This window comes from Pseudomonas sp. 09C 129 (assembly GCF_002843625.1).
GTDB lineage: Bacteria > Pseudomonadota > Gammaproteobacteria > Pseudomonadales > Pseudomonadaceae > Aquipseudomonas > Aquipseudomonas chlororaphis.
In genome coordinates, this window is record NZ_CP025261.1 from 4,267,013 (window position 1) to 4,284,596 (window position 17,584).

Below are 17,584 nucleotides of genomic sequence, written 5' to 3' on the forward strand. Positions count from 1 at the left end.
GGCTTAGTCGGTGGACAACACGCCACGACGGACCTGGTCGCGCTCGATCGATTCGAACAGTGCCTTGAAGTTGCCTTCGCCGAAACCATCGTCGCCTTTACGCTGGATGAATTCGAAGAACACCGGGCCCATCAGGGTTTCCGAGAAGATCTGCAGCAGCAGGCGCTTGTCGCCCTCTTCCGAGGAGCCGTCCAGCAGGATGCCCCGCGACTGCAGCTCGTTCACCGGCTCGCCGTGGTTCGGCAGGCGGCCTTCGAGCATTTCGTAGTAGGTATCCGGTGGCGCGGTCATGAAACGCATGCCGATCTTCTTCAACTGATCCCAGGTCTTGATCAGGTCGTCGGTGAGGAAGGCCACGTGCTGGATGCCCTCGCCGTTGAACTGCATCAGGAACTCTTCGATCTGTCCGGCGCCCTTGGACGACTCTTCGTTCAGCGGGATGCGGATCATGCCATCGGGCGCGGTCATGGCCTTGGAGGTCAGGCCGGTGTATTCGCCCTTGATGTCGAAGTAACGGATCTCGCGGAAGTTGAACAGCTTCTCGTAGAAGCCGGCCCAGTAAGCCATGCGCCCGCGGTACACGTTGTGGGTCAGGTGGTCGATGATCTTCAGGCCGGCGCCTTTTGGATGACGGTCGACGCCTTCCAGGAACACGAAGTCGATGTCATAGATCGAGCTGCCTTCGCCGAAGCGGTCGATCAGGTACAGCGGTGCGCCACCGATGCCTTTGATCGCCGGCAGGTGCAGCTCCATCGGGCCGGTTTCGATGTGGATCGGCTGGGCACCGAGCTCCAGGGCACGCTTGTAGGCCTTTTGCGAATCCTTGACGCGGAACGCCATGCCGCACACCGACGGACCGTGCTCGGCGGCGAAGTACGAAGCGACGCTGTGGGGCTCGTTGTTGAGGATCAGGTTGATCGCGCCCTGGCGATACAGGTGCACGTCTTTGGAACGGTGGGTCGCGACTTTGCTGAAACCCATGATCTCGAAGATCGGCTCGAGGGTATTGGGAGTAGGCGATGCGAATTCGATGAATTCAAAGCCCATCAGGCCCATCGGGTTTTCGAAGATATCTGCCATGGTTGGCGCCTCATCATGCTTTTAGAATCAATAGCTTGGAATTAACGGATCGTTAGTTGCTAGCAATGCTGAGGTAGGCAGGTGGCGCGCAAGAGATGCCCCGCACGCTGCGCGCGAGGAAGTCACCGTAAATCAGTTGAAACCCGAGAATCTTCATGTCGACCCTTGTCTTACCGGCTGGGGGGCGAGGCTTCTGCTGCCAGAAGACTTTATTATTGTATGCGTAACCAGATTCTACACAGCGTAAAACTGTTTGTCCGCACTCTCTATAAAATCCGCTTTTTTTCCAGGCTCGCAAGGGGTTTGTTGCACTGGTAAATGCCCCACAGGATCAACCCGCCGCCCAGGCACATGGCCAGGCTCAGGCGTTCGTCCAGCAGCAGCGCGCCAAGGATCACCGCAGTCAGCGGATTGAGCGCGATAAACACCCCCGAGCGGGTCGCGCCGATCTTGCGCAGGCCGTCGTAATACCAGATATACGCCAGGGCCGAGCCCAGCACGCCGAGGTACAGCAGGCTCAGGCCCTGCTCCAGGGTCAGGCTCGACAGCGCTTCGAGGCGTACCTCGCCGCGCAGGGCCGCGGTGCTGCAGAGCATTGCCGTGCCCAGCAGGATCGAATAGGTCACGGTCTGCAACGGGCCCAGGGTCTGGTTCAGGGTGCGCGAAAACAACGAATAGACGCCCCAGCCCAGCACACAGCCGAAAATCAGCAGGTCCCCGCGCCAACTGCCCGGCCCGCTGGAGAAGGCCCCCGGGTCGCGGCTGAGGATCACCACCCCCGCTCCCCCCAGGCACAAGGCAATGCCGAACAGCTTGGCGCCACTCAAGCGCTCCTTGAACAGCGCCCAGGATGCCAGGGCGATCACCGCCGGATTGAGGGCGACGATCAACGAGGCACGCGAGGCATTGATCGACTGCAGGCCCTCGAAGAAACACAGGTTGTAGAAAAAGATCCCGAAAAACCCCAGCAGCGCCAGCTGGACGAACTGCGCCAGGCTCGGGCGCACCAGGGCAATCCGGGCGATCGCCATGAACAGCAGCAAGGCCAGGCTGGCCAGGAGAAAACGCAGGCTGGCGGCCAACAAAGGCTCCAGGGTGCCGGCCAGCAGGCGCCCGGCGACGAAGGTGCCGCCCCAGATCATGGTGACCGCCGCCAGTTTGCAATACACCGGCCAATCGGAAGGCCCGGCACAGGTTTGATCGACAGTTTTCATAAGGCCCCGAGGCGCGGATAAAGGAAGGTTCGGGTATTCTTCGACTAATGCCCGATCATCGTAAAATGAGCTTTTACTCATGACCCTGAGCCAACTGCAGATCTTCTCCCTGGTGGCCGAGCTGCGCGGTTTCACCAGCGCCGCCAGCCGGCTGGGCATCAGCCAGTCCGCGGTGTCCCACGCGCTCAAGTCCCTGGAGCAGGAGTTGGGGGTCGAGCTGATCCGCCGGCATCAGTCGCTGGTGGAACTCACCGATATCGGCCAGCAATTGTTGCTGCGGGCCCGCGCCATCCTCGGCCTGGCCGCCACCATGGAACAGGAAGCCGCCGACGCCCGCGGCATGAAACGCGGCACCTTGCGCATCGGCTCGTTCGGCCCGACTTCGTCGATGAAACTGCTGCCGGCAATCCTCCAGCGTTACCGCCAGGCCCATCCCGGTATCGAGGTGCACATCGACGAGGGGCCCGACCGCCAGGTACTGCAATGGCTGGAGGAACGGCGCATTGATGTCGGTTTCGTGGTGCTACCCCAGGAACGCTTCGACTGCTTCGCCCTGGTGGAAGACCAGATGGTGGCGCTGATCCCCAGCCAGCATGGGCTGGCCAGCAAGGATTCGGTGAGTCTCGCCGAGCTGTGCGACGACCCGTTCATCCTCACCGAGGCCGGTTCCGCCGAGCTGGTTTCCCGGCTGTTCCTCGCGGCCAGGCTCAGCCCCAACATCCGCTATCGCAGCTCGCAACTGCTCAGCACCCTGGAGACCGTGGCCCGCGGCGAGGCCCTGACCCTGGTCGCACAATTGTCGCTGCCCGAGGCCAGCGACCCGCGCTACCAGATCAAGCCGCTGTCACCTCCCGCCCGGCGCCAGGTAGGGCTGGCGGTGCTGGACCGGCGGCAAGCGTCACCAGCGACCCTGGCCTTTATCGAGCAGGCACGGAGTCTGTATCGCGGTGACTGAGCGCAACCCGGAGGCGCCGTCTATCATGCCCATGGACCGGATGCCGCCGGACCTGCCGCCATACCGCCCAGCGGCTTTTGAGCGTTCTCTGGCCCCCACTTCGCCACAGGTTTTTCCTCCATGCCATTGACCGCCAAAGGCCCGTTGAAACGCTCCACCCGCAACCTGCGAACCCTGCTGATCGGCTTGCTGCCGGTGGTACTGGGCGTGGCGATCCTTTATATGCAGGCCGAGCGTGCGCTGACTCACAGCAGCCAGCAGACTGCCGAGGAAGCGATCCGCCAGTTCGACCTGATGCTCGATAACGCCGACCTCGCCGCCCGGGCACTGATGGCACAAGTCGGCCAGCCCTGCGACGACTTCCGGCAACTGGCCCTGCGCGAACAGGTGACTCGCCGCCCGTTCGTACGCTCGACCAATCTGGTGTGGCGCAATGACAATTACTGCAGCTCGCTGCTCGGCCAATCCTCGTTCCTACTGGACCCGGCGGACTATGTCGACGGCAAGTTGTGGTTGATGGACGGCAATCAGGTCACGCCCAATACCGCGCTGCTGGTCTATCGCCTGCAAGAGGGTGAACGCGCGGTCCTGGCCACCATCGACGGCTATCACCTGAGCAACGCCTTGCGCCTGATCAGCCGCTTTGCCGAACTGCAACTGCAAGTCGGCCCCTACTGGCTGGCCGACGATGGCCAGGTCCATGAATCCATCGCTCCGCCGCCCCCGGTCACCCCTTATCAGATGGCCTCTTCGCGCTACCCCTACAGCGTCAATGCGGGGTTTCCCGAGGGCGATATCTGGCTCTACATGAAGTCCCAGTACCCTGCCCTGTTCAGCCTGTTGATCTTCTTCGGGGTGCTGGCGGCGGCCCTTGGCCACTGGCTGCAAAAACGCTCGTCGTCGCCCAGCCATGAACTGCAGCGCGCCCTGGAAGCGGCGGAGTTCATCCCGTACTTCCAGCCCGTGGTGCGCGGCGACACGAAACAGTGGGCCGGCATCGAAGTGCTGATGCGCTGGAAACATCCCCGGGAAGGCCTGGTGCGTCCGGACCTGTTCATTCCCTTCGCCGAGCACTCCGGCCTGATCGTGCCCATGACCCGTTCGCTGATGCAGCAGACCGCCCTGCTGCTGGCGCCCCACGCCCCGGCCTTCATCGACGACTTTCATATCGGTATCAATATCACCGCCAGCCATTGCCAGGACCTGGAGTTGCTGGAGGACTGCCGGCAGTTTCTCGGCATGTTCCCGCCAGGCAAGGTAAGACTGGTCCTGGAACTGACCGAACGCGAACTGATAGAACCGACCGCGATCACCCACAGCCTGTTCGAGGAACTGCACAAGTTGGGGGTAATGATCGCTATCGACGACTTCGGTACCGGCCATTCAAGCCTGGGTTACTTGCGCAAGTTCAATGTCGATTACCTGAAGATCGACCAGAGCTTCGTGGCCATGATTGGAGTCGATGCCCTGTCCCGGCACATACTCGACAGCATCATCGAACTCTCGGGCAAGCTCGAACTGGGGATAGTCGCCGAGGGCGTGGAAACAGTGGAACAACAGGACTATCTGGCCGCCCATGGCGTCGACTTCCTGCAGGGCTACTTATTCGGCAGGCCAATGCCCGGGGAAGAATTCCTACAAGCACTGGCGCGCCACTAAATAGCCATTTTTCATGAAGATTTATTGAACTCGGTAATTGTTTCGCGCACCAATTTGAATCAGAAGATGACAAATTGCGTGCATCAACAACGACGTGATTTACTTGCGCCAGATTAACTACTACAATTTTTCAAGCCTGTACAAGATTCACAGGTGGGCCATTATAATCGAGTCGTTCTAAGGCTCTTGGCTTATAGCTTTGTTTGCGGTTGGTATCAGCCAAATACACTATTGGAGTAAAGATATTGTCCAGACTCGCTGAATTTCGTGCAGCAGAAAAGGCCCTTCAAGAACAGCTCGCCCAGCTGGAATCCCTGAAGAACGACGCCGGACTCAAGAAAGAAATCGAGTTCGAAGAAAAGCTCCAGGGCCTGATGAAGACCTACGGCAAAAGCCTGCGCGACATTATCGCCATTCTCGATCCTAATCCGGGCAAATCCGCTCTGCCGCTCTCGGGCGCGCCGAAAACCCGTCGTGCACGCGTGGTCAAGGTTTACCAGAACCCGCACACCGGCGAGTTGATCGAAACCAAGGGCGGCAATCACCGTGGCCTTAAAGCCTGGAAAGAACAGTACGGCGCCGCCACTGTAGATTCCTGGCTGCGCGGTTAAGCAACCGATGTATATAAAAGACCCTGCCAATGCAGGGTCTTTACCTTTAAGCCAAGGCTCTTTGTTTCGAAATCGAATAAGTTGCAACCCCTAGATTGCCTGAGCGGCCATAAACACCCAGTCGGAACTGCACCTGCCTACCAATCCCCCTGCTTGATCCTACAACTTTGTACTTAGTTCAAAGGCGCGAACCACGCCGATCGACGTAGGACAATCGCCCCCCCTCCACTAAAGTTTCAGGCTACTTCGCACCCCACGAATTTCCTCCTGACTTTCGACATAAACCGCAGCCTGTCCGGCATAAGACAATACATAGGCCTTATCGCCATCGACAGCCGCCACCAGTGTTTGCGACAACACATGACGGCCGTTTTCGGTAATGGTGCAAGTGGTTTCCAGCGCCACCAGGCGACTCAATGTCGTGTCATGAATGCGCGTGCACACACTTTGATAACCGCCGCGCCCGAAGTCCTTCTGCACCGACTTGCGCATTTCCAGCAAGACCGCCTGCAGATTGACCTGATGTCCGCTTTCAACTTGAGTCATGGTCAACTCCATGACCATCAGCGGCGTGCCGCCGGCATCGTTCTTCACCGCGCGCTGACGGAATACCTTGGCCGGTTGTTCTTGCGCCTGTGGCAACTCTTCGATCTGCCAGCCGCTGGGCCAGGTGATCACCGGGTCCGCCGCCTCGGCCAGGGCCGGAACCAGAAGCCAGGGTGCAAGCAGACACAGGGTTTTGAACGATAAGCGCATGGTCATGAACACGTAAGGGACGAGCCTTGAAGTCTGAGGCTGGCACGAGTATCGAGCAACAGATTCGTAGCTTTGTGTTTGGTGCGCCCTGCCGCTCTTGCGTATTATTGGCCGACCGCAAGGACGCCCGAAGCCCTGCAAGCCAAGGGGCTCATTAGCATGAGTATTCTTGCCCACTTCTTTTCCGGAGGGCCCATGAGCCTGCACGAACTCAATACTTTCCCCGGCGTAACCGCCCAGCCTGACACCGCCACCGCCAACTTCGTGTTCAACCACACCATGCTGCGGGTCAAGGACATCACCAGGTCCCTGGACTTCTACACCCGGGTCCTGGGTTTCTCGCTGGTGGAAAAACGCGACTTCCCCGAAGCCGAATTCAGCCTGTACTTCCTCGCCCTGGTGGACAAGGCGCAGATCCCGGCCGACGCCGCGGCCCGTACCGAGTGGATGAAGTCGATCCCCGGCATCCTCGAGCTGACCCACAACCACGGCACCGAGAACGATGCGGACTTCGCCTATCACAACGGCAACACCGACCCGCGCGGCTTTGGCCATATCTGCATTTCGGTGCCGGATATCGTCGCCGCCTGCGAGCGCTTCGAAGCCCTGGGCTGCGATTTCCAGAAGCGCCTGAACGACGGCCGCATGAAGAGCCTGGCCTTTATCAAGGACCCGGACGGCTACTGGGTTGAAATCATCCAGCCGGCACCGCTGTAACTCGCGCTTCCTGCGGGAGCAGGACGCGCCCACGGTAGGCAGCGACTTGGCTGATCCAGCGCGTCATCGTTGATCGCGAGCAGGCTTCGCTCCTACAGAAGCCACCAACAAAAAACCCCATGAGCCAAGGCTCATGGGGTTTTGTTTTTTCCGCGGTCGACTCAGGCCGGCGCGGAAGTGCGGATCAGGTGGTCGAAGGCGCTCAGCGAGGCCTTGGCGCCCTCGCCTACCGCGATCACGATCTGCTTGTACGGCACGGTGGTCACGTCACCGGCGGCAAACACGCCGGGCAGCGAAGTCTCGCCACGGGCATCGACAATGATCTCGCCACGAGGCGACAGCTCGACGGTGCCCTTGAGCCAGTCGGTGTTCGGCAGCAGACCGATCTGCACGAAGATACCTTCCAGGTCGACGGTGTTGAACTCGCCCGAATCGCGGTCCTTGTACACCAGGCCGGTGACCTTCTGGCCGTCACCCTTGACTTCGCTGGTCAGCGCGCTGGTGATCACGTTGACGTTCGCCAGGCTGTACAGCTTGCGTTGCAGCACGGCATCGGCGCGCAACTTGCTGTCGAACTCCAGCAGGGTCACGTGGCTGACAATGCCCGCCAGGTCGATGGCCGCTTCGACGCCGGAGTTACCGCCACCGATCACCGCCACGCGCTTGCCCTTGAACAGCGGACCGTCGCAGTGCGGGCAGAAACACACGCCCTTGGCCTTGTATTCCTGCTCGCCGGGCACACCCATCTCGCGCCAGCGGGCACCGGTGGCCAGGATCAGCGACTTGGCCTTGAGGCTCGCGCCGCTTTCGAAACGCACTTCATGCAGGCCGCCGACTTCCTTGGCCGGCACCAGCGCACTGGCACGCTGCAGGTTCATGATGTCGACGTCGTACTGGCGAACGTGCTCTTCCAGGGCGCTGGCCAGTTTCGGCCCTTCGGTTTCCTGGACCGAGACGAAGTTCTCGATGGCCATGGTGTCCAGCACCTGGCCGCCGAAACGCTCGGCCGCGACACCGGTACGGATGCCTTTGCGGGCCGCGTAGATCGCCGCCGACGCACCGGCAGGGCCACCGCCGACCACCAGGACGTCGAAGGCGTCCTTGGCACTGATTTTTTCCGCCTGTTTCTCGCTGGCCCCGGTGTCGAGCTTGCCGAGGATCTCTTCCAGGCCCATGCGGCCCTGGCCGAAGTTCACGCCATTGAGGTAGACACTGGGGACCGCCATGATCTTGCGATCGTTGACTTCGTCCTGGAACAGCGCGCCGTCGATGGCGACGTGGCGGATGTTCGGGTTCAGCACCGCCATCAGGTTCAGCGCCTGGACCACGTCCGGGCAGTTCTGGCAGGACAGCGAGAAGTAAGTCTCGAAGTTGAACTCGCCTTTGAGGGCGCGGATCTGTTCGATCACTTCGACACTGGCTTTCGAGGGGTGGCCGCCGACTTGCAGCAAGGCCAGCACCAGGGAAGTGAATTCGTGGCCCATGGGGATGCCGGCGAAACGCAGGCTGATGTCGCTTCCCGGGCGATTGATCGAGAACGATGGTTTACGAACATCGCTACCGTTGTCGAGCAAGGTAATCTGGCTGGAAAGACTGGCAACGTCTTTCAGCAATTCGAGCATTTCCTGGGATTTCGCACCGTCGTCGAGAGAGGCAACGATCTCGATCGGCTGGGTGACCCGTTCCAGGTATGACTTCAACTGGGCTTTAAGATTGGCGTCCAACATACGGGCGATTTCCTTTTATTCAGATCGAAAAAAAACGCCCGAGCGAATCTCGCCCGGGCGTTCTTGGGGGCGGTGCAGCTGACTTAGGTGCGGCGGTCCGCCCTGCTGTAGCGAGTCACAGGCTTAGATCTTGCCGACCAGGTCCAGGGAAGGAGCCAGGGTAGCCTCGCCTTCTTTCCACTTGGCTGGGCAGACTTCGCCTGGGTGGGCAGCGACGTATTGAGCGGCCTTGATCTTGCGCAGCAGCTCGGAAGCGTCACGACCAACACCGCCGTCGTTGATTTCAACGATCTTGATCTGGCCTTCAGGGTTGATCACGAAGGTGCCACGGTCAGCCAGACCGGCTTCTTCGATCAACACGTCGAAGTTGCGGGAGATGGCCAGGGTCGGGTCGCCGATCATGGTGTAGCGGATCTTGCCAATGGCTGGCGAAGTGTTGTGCCAGGCAGCGTGGGCAAAGTGGGTGTCGGTCGAAACGCTGTAGATTTCCACGCCCAGTTTCTGGAATTCGGCGTAGTTGTCTGCCAGGTCTTCCAGCTCGGTTGGGCAAACGAAGGTGAAGTCAGCCGGGTAGAAGAACACGACGGACCATTTGCCTTTCAGGGTGGCGTCCGACACTTCGATGAACTCGCCATTCTTGAAGGCGGTTGCTTTGAACGGTTTGACTTGGCTGTTGATGATAGGCATCGGTGATTCTCCATCAGTGGGTAAAAACTTGGGTTGAAAACTTGATGGGGAGAATCCTAACCAATGCTCCCAGCCAAGGCTCATTGGCAAAGCTGATGCTGCTGATTAGGTTTGGCTATTAGCGCGCAGTATTAATAGAAGAAATGCGTATTTACTCGCCGACCGGCTTTTCCTGGGTCAGGGCCATGTCGAGAAACGGGCTGGCCTCGACGTAACGCATGGCCGACTTGATGTCCTTCCAGCCGACATAGCTCATCAGCGACTTGAGGTCCCAGCCGCTGCGATGGGCCCAGGTGGCAAAACCGCGGCGCAGGGAGTGGCTGGTGTATTGCTCGGCGGCAACCCCGGCGCGCTCCAGCGCCTGGCGCAATAACGGAATCACACTGTTGGCGTGCAGCCCCTCCTCGCTCAGATGGCCCCAGCGGTCGATGCCACGAAACACCGGGCCACGCACCAGGGCGGCGACGCTGATCCACTCGATATAGGCCTGGACCGGGCACAGCCGACGCAACGCCGGGGTGTGCCAGGTCTTGCCGAGGTTGTCGCGGTCGCTCTTGCTGCGGGGCAGATACAGGCTGATGCCGGAACCCGCCACCGCCTGCACATGCTCGATCCGTAGCCGGCACAACTCGTCGCTGCGAAAGCCACGCCAGAACCCCAGGAGAATCAGCGCGCTGTCACGCCGCGCCCGCAGCAACGCCGGCTGGTTGTCATCGAGCCGGGCCTGGGTGGCTTCCTGCTCCAGCCAGGCGATTACCTGCTCCAGATGCTGCAACTGCAAAGGCTCGGCCTGTTTCTCCTGCGCCGGGTGCAGCGCACGAATGCCCTTGAACACCTGGCGCACCACCGGAGCCTTGGTCGGGTCGGCGAAACCCTGGCTGTTGTGCCACTGCGCCAGGGCCGAGAGCCGCAACTTCAGGGTGTTGATCGACAGCTCCCCCGCATACGCCACCAGATAACGCGCCACGCTGTCGCTGGTCGCCGGCAGGAACCCGCCCCAGGTCACCTCGAAATGCTCGATGGCCGCCCGATAACTGCGTCGGGTGTTGTCGCGGGTCGCGGCGTGCAGATAACGATCCAGATCACTCATGGCTTGCTCGACTCGTCTTGCGTACGGAAATGGCGGGGTGCAACAAGGCGTTCTGATCATGACACGGGGTAATACCAGTATATCCCATGTCAATAATTCGAATATTTATCTTTTATTTTATTGTATAATTACACTTTATACATACCACGTAAAAAAGTACGTAATCGTAGGAGATCCCATGGCTCGTGGCGGCGTTAACAAGGCGGTGGTGCAAATCGCCCGTTCGGCAATCCTCGCCCGCGGCGAACACCCCAGCATCGATGCGGTGCGCATCGAAATGGGCAATACCGGCTCGAAAACCACCATTCACCGCTACCTGAAGGAGCTGGAGCAAAGCGAAGCCCGCCGCGCCGCACCACAGGAAGCCCTGGAAGAAGAACTGACGGAACTGATCCAGCGCATGGCCCAGCGCCTGCGCGAACAGGCTCAGGAGCCCGTGGCGCAGGCCCAGGCGCAAGTGGAGGAAATGAATCAGGAACTGGCGGCGCAGCAGGCCGCGTCCGAGCAGGCACAGGCCCAGTTGCGGCAGCAACTGCAGACCCAGGCTGCAGCCCTGGCCAGCGAAAGCACGCTGCTGCAGGAAACCCGCTCCATCCTGCAGAGCGAACAGACGCGCAATGCCGGACTGAACCAGGCCCTGGCCGACTTCGAATTGCGCCTGAAAGACAAGGACGAGCAGATTCGTTCACTGGAAGAAAAGCACCTGCACGCCCGGGACGCCCTCGAGCATTACCGCAGCGCGGTCAAGGAGCAGCGCGAGCAGGACCAGCGCCGCCATGAAGGCCAGCTGCAGCAAGCGCAACAGGAACTGCGCCAGGCCCAGCAAAGCGCATTGGTGCGCCAGGACGAGATCACCCAACTGCACCGCGACAACGAACGCCTGACCAGCGAGCAACGCGCCACCCAGAAAGAGTTGCGCCAGGCACAGGAGCAGGTACAGAAAACCGACAGCAAGCTTGGCCAGTTGCTGGAGCAATCCACTCGCCTGAACAGCGAACACACCCTCCTCCAGGAACGTCTGCGCGTCGCCTTGCTGGAAAGTCATGAGTTCAAGCAGAACCTGGAGCAGCAGCTGCAGGACAATCGACAACTGGAACTGCGCGCCGCCAAGGCCGAGGCCAGCCTGGAGGCTCTGCAACTGGCTGCCGCCGCGAAGACCGAGGCGCAGCCAGAAACAGAAGAGCAGCGGCCGGAGCCGCCAGAGCAAGCTTAACCGGCGACCGGCGTGCGCATGGTGACGAACTCTTCGGCGGCCGTCGGGTGCACCCCGATGGTTTCGTCGAAGTCACGCTTGGTGGCGCCGGCCTTCAAGGCAATCGCCAGGCCCTGGACGATCTCACCGGCGTCGGGGCCGACCATATGGCAGCCCAGCACCTTGTCGGTCTCGGCATCCACCACCAGCTTCATCAGCGTGCGCTCCTGGCACTCGGTCAGGGTCAGCTTCATCGGCCGGAAGCGGCTTTCGAAGATCTGCACCTTGTGCCCGGCTTCCCGCGCCTGCTCTTCGGTCAGGCCGACGGTGCCGATATTCGGCAGGCTGAACACCGCGGTCGGGATCATGTTGTAGTCCACCGGGCGATACTGTTCCGGTTTGAACAAACGCCGCGCCACGGCCATGCCTTCGGCCAGGGCCACCGGCGTCAACTGCACGCGCCCGATCACATCGCCAATCGCCAGGATCGACGGCTCGGCGCTCTGGTACTGCTCATCGACCTCGATGAAGCCACGCTTGTCGAGCTTCACCCCGGTATTTTCCAGCCCCAGGTTGTCGAGCATCGGCCGCCGGCCGGTGGCGTAGAACACGCAATCGGTGGCCAGCTCGCGACCATCCTTGAGCGTGACCTTCAGGCTCCCGTCGGCCTGCTTTTCGATGCGCTCGATATCGGCATTGAACTGCAGGTCGAGCCCACGCTTGGTCAGCTCTTCCTGCAAGTGCTTGCGCACCGCACCATCGAAGCCACGCAGGAACAGCTCGCCGCGATACAGCAGCTTGGTGTCCGCGCCCAGGCCATGGAAGATCCCGGCGAACTCCACCGCGATATAACCGCCGCCCACCACCAGGATGCGCTTGGGCAGTTCCTTGAGGAAAAACGCCTCGTTGGAGCTGATGGCGTGTTCGCGCCCCGGAATGTCCGGGATCTGCGGCCAGCCGCCGGTGGCGATCAGGATGTGCCTGGCTGTGTAGCGCTGGCCATTGACCTCCACCTGATGCGGGTCGATCAGCCTGGCGTGGCCTTCGTGCAGGGTCACGCCACTGTTGAGCAGCAGATTGCGATAGATGCCGTTCAGGCGATTGATCTCGCGATCCTTGTTGGCGATCAGCGTGGCCCAGTCGAAATCGGCTTCGCCCAGGCTCCAGCCGAAGCCTGCGGACTGCTCGAAGTCTTCGGCGAAGTGGGCGCCGTACACCAGCAGCTTTTTCGGCACGCAGCCGACGTTGACACAGGTACCGCCCAGATAGCGGCTTTCGGCGACCGCGACTTTCGCGCCAAAACCCGCGGCGAACCGCGCCGAACGCACACCGCCGGAACCGGCGCCAATTACATAAAGATCAAAATCGTAGGCCATTTCACTCTCCCAGGCAGGCTGACAGCATAACCGCAGATGCGTATCCGGTCAGCGCTAGAGGATTTACATAGGGGCATAAAACGAAAAAGCCACCCGAAGGTGGCTTTTCAGTACAAGGATCAAGCGGGCTATCAGTAAGCCTTGCCAGTCTTGTAGAAGTTCTCGAAGCAGAAGTTGGTCGCGTCGATGTAGCCTTCGGCGCCACCGCAGTCGAAACGCTTGCCCTTGAACTTGTAGGCAATCACGCAGCCGTCCTGGGCCTGCTTCATCAGGGCGTCGGTGATCTGGATCTCGCCACCCTTGCCCGGCTCGGTTTCTTCGATCAGCTTGAAGATGTCCGGGGTCATGATGTAGCGACCGATGATCGCCAGGTTCGACGGCGCATCTTCCGGCTTCGGCTTCTCAACCATGTTGCGTACGCGGTACAGGTCGTCGCCGATCAGGTCGCCGGCAATCACCCCGTACTTGCTGGTTTCTTGCGGGTCGACTTCCATGATTGCAACGATGGTGCAGCGGTACTGCTTGTACAGCTTGACCATCTGCTTCAGCACGCCGTCACCTTCGAGGTTGACGCACAGGTCGTCCGCCAGCACCACGGCGAACGGCTCGTCACCGATCAGCGGACGGCCGGTCAGGATCGCGTGACCCAGGCCTTTCATTTCGGTCTGGCGGGTGTAGGAGAACGAGCACTCGTCCAGCAGACGGCGGATACCGACCAGGTATTTTTCCTTGTCGGTGCCCTTGATCTGGTTTTCCAGCTCGTAGCTGATGTCGAAGTGGTCTTCCAGGGCGCGCTTGCCGCGACCGGTGACGATGGAGATTTCGTTCAGACCGGCATCCAGTGCTTCTTCAACGCCGTACTGGATCAGTGGCTTGTTCACCACCGGCAGCATTTCTTTAGGCATGGCTTTAGTCGCTGGCAGGAAGCGAGTACCGTAACCGGCTGCTGGGAACAAGCATTTCTTGATCATATGAGTCCTTAAAAGGGCTGTACGTACGAATTTCGGCGCAGTCTAATCAGGCCGCGTGCGCCTTACAATGGGTCGCAGTGGCTAACCGCTGCCATCTAAGAGAAATATTGCCGCGGATAGTTCCCCACATAGCTCCCCACCTTGTTCTGCACGCTCCGCACATAGTTTCGAACAGGCTTGCAGACACAGCTTCGCAGCATCGTACAGATAGCCCGCGCCGTAAACCGCCATCTGGCTGCAAAGCCTGAATTTTCTGCGCCCCGCCCTTGTCCACCCTCTTACAGGAACTCGTTTACCGCTATCATGGCGCCCTTGAATCCCGCCAACGAGGCAGATAGATGTCGGCAACAAAAAGCGTAAACGGTTACCAGATCAAGCAGTTGAAAGACGGTCAGTGGTGGTTGGTCAGCGCCCAGGGCGAGAACGTCGCCGGACCTTTCGCCAGCGAGGCGATGGCGGTCGAAGTGGCATCGGTGTTCGAAGATTCCGCAGGTCACGCCTCGGCGCGTCGCAGCCCCAAGTCCTGAGACCGCCTCCGCACTAAAGAGCCCTGCCCCGCGCAGGGCTTTTTCATGCCGATCTATACCGCAGTGGCGGTTCGCTATAGCATCTCGTCCCAGACGCTCGCCAAGGGTGTCCAGCCCTCCCCCGGGGCTCAAACTTCTCGACGACGACCACACCCATGCACAAACTTCTGGCACTGACCGCGGTACTGGCCCTGAGCGGATGCGCCACCGTTTCCGATACCTACCTGGAAAACGGCGAGCAAGGCCTGAGCATCGATTGCTCCGGCGAAGCCAGCTCCTGGGCCAGCTGCTATGAAAAGGCCGACGCCTCCTGTGCCGGCACCGGCTATCGGATCATTGGCACCGACGGCACGCCGTCGCTCAAGGAAAGCGACAAGACCCTGGGGGCGGACGTTGGCAACTACAAAAGCCGCAGCGTGGTGGTGGTCTGCAAGTAGCAGGCGCACGGCCTACATATGAATCTCGGCAAACTTGATGCCCAGGTTGCGAATGGTTTCGATCAGGTCGTCCAGTCGGTCGAATGACTCGACTTCATCGTTGTCATCCACCAGAAAATAGCTGCGCCCCGCACTTTTCTTGAAGAATACGATCCATTCCCCGGAATTCGCCGGATTCTGAATCACATGGGTCGCAGAGATATGCCCCTCTGCATGCCTCTCCCGGACTGTTTCGCGCTTCATGCTTTCTCCCAAAAAACGATGCCGCCGAAACCTGGGTTTCGACGGCATCTTTGACAATGGCCGACAGTTTATCGGATGCCCTGGCCAATCAGCACGCCATCTACCGTCTGGCCATACAGATTGACCCCGTCGTTGGCGTGGAACTTGAGCCGGGTCTTCTCGATGGAGCCCTCCACCAGGCGTGGGTCCTGTGGTCGTTCATGGCGGTTGACGAACGCCGCCACGTCCCAGGCCTGCTGGTCGCTCAAGCTGCCGGCCTTGCCCAGGGGCATGTTGTATTTGATAAAGGACGCGGCCGTGTTGATCCGGTGCATGCCCGCGCCCCAGTTATAGGAGTCCTTGCCCCAGAGCGGCGGCATGACATAGTCCGCGCCGACCTTCTGGCCCTGGCCGTTATCGCCATGGCAAACCGCGCATTGCGCCCGGTATACCTGCTCGCCACGGGCCAGGTCGTAGCCCTGGGCCGGCTGCGGCACCTCGGGGTAACCCCGCCCGGGCAACTCGACAGCGATCGGCGCCTTGCTCGCCAGCCAGTAGGAATACACCGACAACGCAGTGATCTCGTAGCTGTCGGCGGCCGGCGGCGTGCCGTTCATGCTGAACTGGAAGCAGCCCTGCAAGCGTTCGGCGTAGGTGTTCACCTTGTTGTTCTTCTTACGGTACGCCGGGTACATCGGATAGGCGCCCCACAGCGGCGCGGAGTTGGCCAGCCGCCCCTGATCCAGGTGGCAGTTGCTGCAATTGAGCCCATTGCCGACGAACTTCGGCGCCAGGCGCTTGGTATCGACGAACAGCGCATAACCGTCGCGGACCATCTTGCCGTAGGCATTGTCCGGTAGCTCGCTCTCCGCCGGTGGCTGGAAATACCCGGGATGGGCAGCGTTCACCGCCGGCTCCCGCAACTGTGATTGGTCCTCCATGGCGACCGCGGCGCCATAAGCCTGGGCCGTCAGCAAGGCGAGGGAAAAGCCCAATAGAAGATCACGCTTCATGGCTTGGACTCCTGGTTATCGGCCTTGGCCAACTGACTGCCGACCTTGGCGAAATAATCGGCCACCGCCGTGATTTCCTCGGGGCTCAGGGCCTTGGCGATGTGTCCCATCAGGTCGTTCGGATCGTTGCGGCGCGTGCCGTCGCGCCAGGCATTCAATTGCCCGGCGAGGTACGCCGCGGGTTGCCCGGCCAACGGCGGAAAGGCGTCTCCCACGCCCACGCCACCCGGCCCATGACAGGTCACGCACTCCGGAACCTGCCGCTCCCAGGCGCCGCGCAAGGCCAGCCTCGCACCCACGCCTTCAGCCAGGGAACTGCGGTTGATCGGCGCTGGCGTCGCAGCCGGCATGGCCGCCAGGGTCTGGCTGACCGCGTCTATCTCGTCATCGCTCAGGGCCTTGGCCAGTGGCTGCATGACCGGGTTGCTGCGCGCACCGCTGCGAAAATCTTCCAGCTGCTTGCGCAGGTAACCCGCCGACAATCCCGCCAGGCGCGGAAACCCGGCGGCCGCCAGGCCCAGGCCATCGCCACCATGACAGGCCAGGCACGCCGTGGCGCCGGGCTGCGCTCCACCCTGGGTAAAGACTTTCTGCCCATCCACGGCCTGGGCATTGGCGACAAAAAACAGCATCAGGCTGCTCAGCAGTATTCGATCCACAGGGATCATGGCGAACTCCATTTTCTAGTTATATTCTTAGGCTTATTTTATATAAGCCTACAAAGAGTAGGCCAATAGACCTTTGGCTACAACGCGAAACCAGCCGGGCCTGCCTTGCCACCGGGCACAAAAAAACCCGCCCTCGCCACGGAAATCCGGGCCAGGGCGGGCTGTTGAAAAATCGCTTGGCCATCAGCCGGAAATGCAGTCCTCCGCCGCCTTGCGGATATCGCCCGGACGCATGGGCACATTGGACATGCTTTCATGCAGCTTGATGCTGCTGCCGCCGGAACGCTCCTCGATATCGAATACCGCGGTCGGGCCCGACGAGACTTTCTGCGGAACGATAATGCGCATGCCGTCCTTATGCGGTTCGACCTGCAACTGGCCACGACTGTCAGCCAGTTTGTCGCTGACGCACTTGGCGTACTCCTGCGGCTTTTTCCCTGAAATCACGTTCAGGGTGGGCAATGTCTGGTTAATATCCGAGACCGTCGCACAGCCACTGATCGCCAAAGCCAGAATCAACACACCCCACTTCATACATTTCCTCCGATAAAGACCGTCCGACCGCAGAAATGGCATTTTTCTCCGGATAAGTCAGATTTATCCTAAATAATCGGCAAATAACTGTTTTAAATTGTCAAAGCCGCCTGCCGCGGCCTGATAAACTGCGCCATCGTTTTGATTT

19 protein-coding genes are annotated in these 17,584 nt (G+C 60.5%); 7 read left to right on the forward strand and 12 right to left on the reverse strand.

Translation table 11 applies throughout. The annotated features are described in order from the left end of the window. Window positions 1-3: 3 nt before the first annotated feature. Together hppD and CXQ81_RS19150 are read right to left on the reverse strand one after the other, a co-directional pair. Window positions 4-1,080: a 4-hydroxyphenylpyruvate dioxygenase gene (gene hppD, locus CXQ81_RS19145; protein WP_101338205.1), complete on the reverse strand. Its 1,077-nt coding sequence runs from the start codon at window positions 1,078-1,080 to the stop codon at window positions 4-6. Between the two features lie 266 nt (window positions 1,081-1,346). Next, complete coding sequence (locus CXQ81_RS19150; RefSeq protein WP_101338206.1) at window positions 1,347-2,294, reverse strand: DMT family transporter; 948 nt, start codon at window positions 2,292-2,294, stop codon at window positions 1,347-1,349. Window positions 2,295-2,373: 79 nt separating this feature from the next. Between CXQ81_RS19150 and CXQ81_RS19155 the strand changes: the two genes are divergently transcribed. From CXQ81_RS19155 to CXQ81_RS19165, 3 genes are all read left to right on the forward strand, one after another. After that, on the forward strand, window positions 2,374-3,249 hold the full coding sequence (locus CXQ81_RS19155; RefSeq protein ID WP_101338207.1) for a LysR family transcriptional regulator: 876 nt from the start codon (window positions 2,374-2,376) through the stop codon (window positions 3,247-3,249). 120 nt (window positions 3,250-3,369) lie between these two features. Next, complete coding sequence (locus CXQ81_RS19160) at window positions 3,370-4,908, forward strand: EAL domain-containing protein (RefSeq protein WP_087090561.1); 1,539 nt, start codon at window positions 3,370-3,372, stop codon at window positions 4,906-4,908. 245 nt (window positions 4,909-5,153) lie between these two features. Further along, the gene (locus CXQ81_RS19165; protein ID WP_007921761.1) at window positions 5,154-5,519 is read left to right on the forward strand and encodes a histone-like nucleoid-structuring protein, MvaT/MvaU family; all 366 of its coding nucleotides are present in this window, start codon (window positions 5,154-5,156) and stop codon (window positions 5,517-5,519) included. Between the two features lie 228 nt (window positions 5,520-5,747). Here CXQ81_RS19165 and CXQ81_RS19170 read toward each other — a convergent pair whose 3' ends face one another. Continuing rightward, window positions 5,748-6,275 carry a DUF4946 domain-containing protein gene (locus CXQ81_RS19170; RefSeq protein ID WP_101339440.1) on the reverse strand — a complete coding sequence of 176 codons (528 nt, stop codon included), beginning with the start codon at window positions 6,273-6,275 and terminating at the stop codon, window positions 5,748-5,750. 195 nt (window positions 6,276-6,470) lie between these two features. Between CXQ81_RS19170 and gloA the strand changes: the two genes are divergently transcribed. Next, window positions 6,471-6,992 (forward strand): lactoylglutathione lyase, encoded by a 522-nt coding sequence (gloA, locus tag CXQ81_RS19175; RefSeq protein ID WP_007921757.1) that lies wholly within the window; start codon window positions 6,471-6,473, stop codon window positions 6,990-6,992. A gap of 161 nt (window positions 6,993-7,153) precedes the next feature. Here gloA and ahpF read toward each other — a convergent pair whose 3' ends face one another. From ahpF to CXQ81_RS19190, 3 genes are all read right to left on the reverse strand, one after another. Continuing rightward, a complete protein-coding gene (gene ahpF / locus CXQ81_RS19180; RefSeq protein WP_007921755.1) occupies window positions 7,154-8,719 on the reverse strand; it encodes an alkyl hydroperoxide reductase subunit F in 1,566 nt (521 codons plus the stop codon). A 123-nt stretch (window positions 8,720-8,842) separates the two neighbouring features. Further along, entirely contained in the window at window positions 8,843-9,406 is a 564-nt protein-coding gene (ahpC, locus tag CXQ81_RS19185) for an alkyl hydroperoxide reductase subunit C (RefSeq protein ID WP_007921754.1), read from the reverse strand. Window positions 9,407-9,557: 151 nt separating this feature from the next. Further along, on the reverse strand, window positions 9,558-10,496 hold the full coding sequence (locus CXQ81_RS19190; RefSeq protein WP_101338208.1) for a site-specific integrase: 939 nt from the start codon (window positions 10,494-10,496) through the stop codon (window positions 9,558-9,560). Between the two features lie 178 nt (window positions 10,497-10,674). Between CXQ81_RS19190 and CXQ81_RS19195 the strand changes: the two genes are divergently transcribed. Further along, complete coding sequence (locus CXQ81_RS19195) at window positions 10,675-11,709, forward strand: DNA-binding protein (protein ID WP_101338209.1); 1,035 nt, start codon at window positions 10,675-10,677, stop codon at window positions 11,707-11,709. Here CXQ81_RS19195 and gorA read toward each other — a convergent pair. Together gorA and galU are read right to left on the reverse strand one after the other, a co-directional pair. Next, complete coding sequence (gorA, locus tag CXQ81_RS19200; protein WP_101338210.1) at window positions 11,706-13,064, reverse strand: glutathione-disulfide reductase; 1,359 nt, start codon at window positions 13,062-13,064, stop codon at window positions 11,706-11,708. The two genes, CXQ81_RS19195 and gorA, sit on opposite strands and share 4 nt — an antisense overlap. Before the next feature lie 131 nt (window positions 13,065-13,195). Next, window positions 13,196-14,035, reverse strand: a complete 840-nt coding sequence (gene galU / locus CXQ81_RS19205) for a UTP--glucose-1-phosphate uridylyltransferase GalU (RefSeq protein ID WP_007921743.1) — start codon at window positions 14,033-14,035, stop codon at window positions 13,196-13,198. Between the two features lie 338 nt (window positions 14,036-14,373). On the opposite strand from galU, the gene CXQ81_RS19210 reads away from it, so the two are divergent. Both CXQ81_RS19210 and CXQ81_RS19215 read left to right on the forward strand, forming a co-directional pair. Beyond that, complete coding sequence (locus CXQ81_RS19210; protein ID WP_007921742.1) at window positions 14,374-14,562, forward strand: hypothetical protein; 189 nt, start codon at window positions 14,374-14,376, stop codon at window positions 14,560-14,562. A 155-nt stretch (window positions 14,563-14,717) separates the two neighbouring features. Next, a complete protein-coding gene (locus CXQ81_RS19215) occupies window positions 14,718-14,999 on the forward strand; it encodes a hypothetical protein (protein WP_007921741.1) in 282 nt (93 codons plus the stop codon). A gap of 12 nt (window positions 15,000-15,011) precedes the next feature. Here CXQ81_RS19215 and CXQ81_RS19220 read toward each other — a convergent pair whose 3' ends face one another. The 4 genes from CXQ81_RS19220 to CXQ81_RS19235 all read right to left on the reverse strand — a co-directional run bounded on the left by CXQ81_RS19220 (window position 15,012) and on the right by CXQ81_RS19235 (window position 17,436). Further along, entirely contained in the window at window positions 15,012-15,242 is a 231-nt protein-coding gene (locus tag CXQ81_RS19220; RefSeq protein ID WP_007921740.1) for a hypothetical protein, read from the reverse strand. A 68-nt stretch (window positions 15,243-15,310) separates the two neighbouring features. Beyond that, window positions 15,311-16,234: a c-type cytochrome gene (locus CXQ81_RS19225; RefSeq protein ID WP_007921738.1), complete on the reverse strand. Its 924-nt coding sequence runs from the start codon at window positions 16,232-16,234 to the stop codon at window positions 15,311-15,313. Then, window positions 16,231-16,902 carry a c-type cytochrome gene (locus CXQ81_RS19230; RefSeq protein WP_007921737.1) on the reverse strand — a complete coding sequence of 224 codons (672 nt, stop codon included), beginning with the start codon at window positions 16,900-16,902 and terminating at the stop codon, window positions 16,231-16,233. The genes CXQ81_RS19225 and CXQ81_RS19230 overlap by 4 nt, the downstream gene beginning before the upstream one ends. Before the next feature lie 183 nt (window positions 16,903-17,085). Then, entirely contained in the window at window positions 17,086-17,436 is a 351-nt protein-coding gene (locus CXQ81_RS19235) for a hypothetical protein (RefSeq protein WP_053261499.1), read from the reverse strand. Between the last annotated feature and the right edge of the window lie 148 nt (window positions 17,437-17,584).